Source organism: Porphyromonas sp. oral taxon 279 str. F0450, assembly GCF_000292995.1.
GTDB lineage: Bacteria > Bacteroidota > Bacteroidia > Bacteroidales > Porphyromonadaceae > Porphyromonas > Porphyromonas pasteri.
Genome location: NZ_ALKJ01000011.1, coordinates 1 through 3,000, shown reverse-complemented (window position 1 = coordinate 3,000; position 3,000 = coordinate 1). Strand labels below are relative to the sequence as shown.

Sequence of the window (3,000 nt, the reverse complement as noted above, 5' to 3'; positions counted from 1 at the left end):
GGGGCGAGCCTATGATTTAGAGGTCTAAGACCAAAAGCTTAGAGGTTCACAGAGCGAACGACCAGCGTCGTCGTCACACCACTGACAGCGATTCCATTGGCCGCTATGAGCTCGACACCAAGCGTCACGGTACCAGCAGCCTTATCATAGCGAGCCGAGTTGATAGCAAAGCGTGCATCCTCGAGGTAGATATCACGGGTATCATGCCCGCCAGAGAGCACACCTTCCAAGTTATCACCATCCCACTGCAGTTCACCGCCGTAGGTATTCTGGATGCCTGGGCTGGCGAGCTTGATCCAGTAATTGGGATTGTTTCGCACCAGCTGCAGGACGACAGCATCCGTGATCGTCTTACTCTTCTGAATATTCTTCAGTCGATCCCTCATGCGCTCATTGAGCTCTCCAGAGGTAACGAAGGTAAGCTGGCCCTGGAGTGCTGAGAGGGGCTTGAAGCCCTTAGCCTCGAAGTCGAGTACTACGACAGGGTCCTCCATGCCCGCACCTACGAGATGTACCAGACCGCGGAACGAAAGGTTATTATTCGAGTGGTCTGCACGCGCATCCGTCAAGACGACAGCATACTTCTTACGGTCATACCCCTTCAGGATCTCCCCTGCACTGGCGGGGAAGAGATGGGCAATCCCACCGAGGTAGTACTGCGGAGCAAAGTCCTTATTCACCTCGAACTTCTGCACGAAGTAGTCACGGCGAGAGACCGGGATGCGCAGGACAGACGTCCCCGAGATGTGATTGTATCGGACCTTGAAGGCAATGTAATCATTATAAGAGCCATGCTCTTCGTACTTCATATCCACCAGCTCCAGCAGCTTCAGGTCTTCTGCCGTCAGCGTGTAAGGCTCACCATCGAGGTCGGAGGCCTTGAAGGTCACGAAGGGAAGGAGGTCAGCGAGCTTGATGGCATCCTTATCACCACGCCAAGCGAAGTCTTCGATCTTCAGCGTGGCCAGCATCTGAGCCGTCTTCGCCTTGATCGGCTCCACGACCATACGCGTAGCGATGCGATGGTCCGAAGGCTTAGGCACCGAGGGCGTGGGCTCTGCGGGCGATACCGGAGGCGTAGGGTTAGTAGGATTCGTTGGGGAGGCAGGCGTCCCTGGCGTCTCGGGTACTACAGGCGCAGGCTCGGGAGTCGGTTGGGGCATATCCTCCTTACAGCTCGTAGCAAAGCCGAGAGCAAGAAGCATAGAGAAAAGGAGTATCTTCTTTGTCATACGTAAATAAAAAATCAAATGAGTAGGCGTATAAACGACGATAGGGTGACGAAGCTTTCACTCCATCACCCTATCTCTTAAAATGGCAGCTACCTACTCTCCCACAAAACGCAGTACCATCGGCACGATTGGGCTTAACTTCTCTGTTCGGAATGGGAAGAGGTGGAACCCCAACGTTATAACCACCTAAATATCTCTGTATTTAGACAATCATTGACTTGATAAAAACGCACAATACTCACCACCGTATCGCTAAGTCGGTATACAACCTCAGGCAAAAACTTTCGGGCAATTAGTACTACTCGGCTATGACGTCACCGCCTTTACACCTGTAGCCTATCAAGGTCATCGTCTATAACCACCCTTATAATGAGATCTAATCTTGAGGCAAGCTTCGTACTTAGATGCTTTCAGCACTTATCTCAACCGAACGTAGCTACTCGGCAATACGCCTGGCGGCATAACCGATAAACCAGCGGTTCGTCCAACACGGTCCTCTCGTACTAGTGTCAGGCCCCCTCAAATCTCAAACGCCCACAACAGATAGAGACCGAACTGTCTCACGACGTTCTGAACCCAGCTCGCGTGCCACTTTAATGGGCGAACAGCCCAACCCTTGGGACCTTCTCCAGCCCCAGGATGTGACGAGCCGACATCGAGGTGCCAAACCGCTCCGTCGATATGAGCTCTTGGGAGCGATCAGCCTGTTATCCCCGGAGTACCTTTTATCCTTTGAGCGATGGCCCTTCCATACGGAACCACCGGATCACTATGCTCTAGTTTCCTACCTGTGCGACTTGTTAGTCTCCCAGTCAAGCACCCTTGTGCCATTACACTCTACGACCGGTTACCAATCGGTCTGAGGGTACCTTTAGAAGCCTCCGTTACACTTTTGGAGGCGACCACCCCAGTCAAACTACCCACCATGCAATGTCCTCGCTCCTGCGAGTTAGAACCCAAATAACAAAAGGGCCGTATTTCAACGGCGACTCCACGAATACTGGCGTACCCGCTTCACAGTCTCCGGCCTATCCTACACATTTGTTACCCAAATCCAATGCAAAGCTATAGTAAAGGTTCACGGGGTCTTTTCGTCCCGTTGCGGGTAATCGGCATCTTCACCGATACTACAATTTCACCGAGCTCGCGGTTGAGACAGTACCCAGATCGTTACACCATTCGTGCAGGTCGGAACTTACCCGACAAGGAATTTCGCTACCTTAGGACCGTTATAGTTACGGCCGCCGTTTACTGGGGCTTCAATTCAATGCTTCTCTTGCGATGACATCTCCTCTTAACCTTCCAGCACCGGGCAGGTGTCAGGCTATATACAGTATCTTTCGATTTAGCATAGCCATGTGTTTTTGTTAAACAGTCGCCTGGGCCTATTCTCTGCGGCTCACAGCCTTCACTGTGAGCGTCCTTTATTCCGAAGTTACAGGACTATTTTGCCTAGTTCCTTAACCGCGAATCACTCGAGCGCCTTAGTATACTCAACCCAACCACCTGTGTCGGTTTGTGGTACGGGTAATCATGCAATATGCTTAGCGGATTTTCTTGGGAGCACCGTTACAGTTGTCCATATCTCTTTGTGCAAGCACTCAGAGTACTGTCAGGTTCGGATCTCCGAGCGGATTTGCCTACTCAGATCAACTCCTACACCCTTCAACCAACTATTCCGTCAGTTGGCAGGACCGTCACATCTCCGTCTCCACATCGCTCACATAATTAGTACCGGAATATTAACCGGTTCTTCCATCGGGTGCGC

At 51.8% G+C, this 3,000-nt stretch carries 1 protein-coding gene and 2 rRNA genes; all 3 read right to left on the bottom strand.

Going from position 1 to position 3,000, the window contains the following annotated elements; all coding sequences use genetic code 11:
- Window positions 1-38 precede the first annotated feature (38 nt).
- Window positions 39-1,232: a hypothetical protein gene (locus tag HMPREF1323_RS01605; protein WP_009432416.1), complete on the bottom strand. Its 1,194-nt coding sequence runs from the start codon at window positions 1,230-1,232 to the stop codon at window positions 39-41.
- An 80-nt stretch (window positions 1,233-1,312) separates the two neighbouring features.
- Window positions 1,313-1,422 (bottom strand): 5S ribosomal RNA (gene rrf / locus HMPREF1323_RS01600).
- Window positions 1,423-1,503: 81 nt separating this feature from the next.
- Window positions 1,504-3,000 (bottom strand): 23S ribosomal RNA (locus HMPREF1323_RS01595); the annotation flags it as partial.

Bases quoted from the DNA above. Each gene is read 5' to 3' on its own strand.
- HMPREF1323_RS01605 (WP_009432416.1), bottom strand. From the start codon at position 1,232: ATGACAAAGAAGATACTCCTTTTCTCTATGCTTCTTGCTCTCGGCTTT.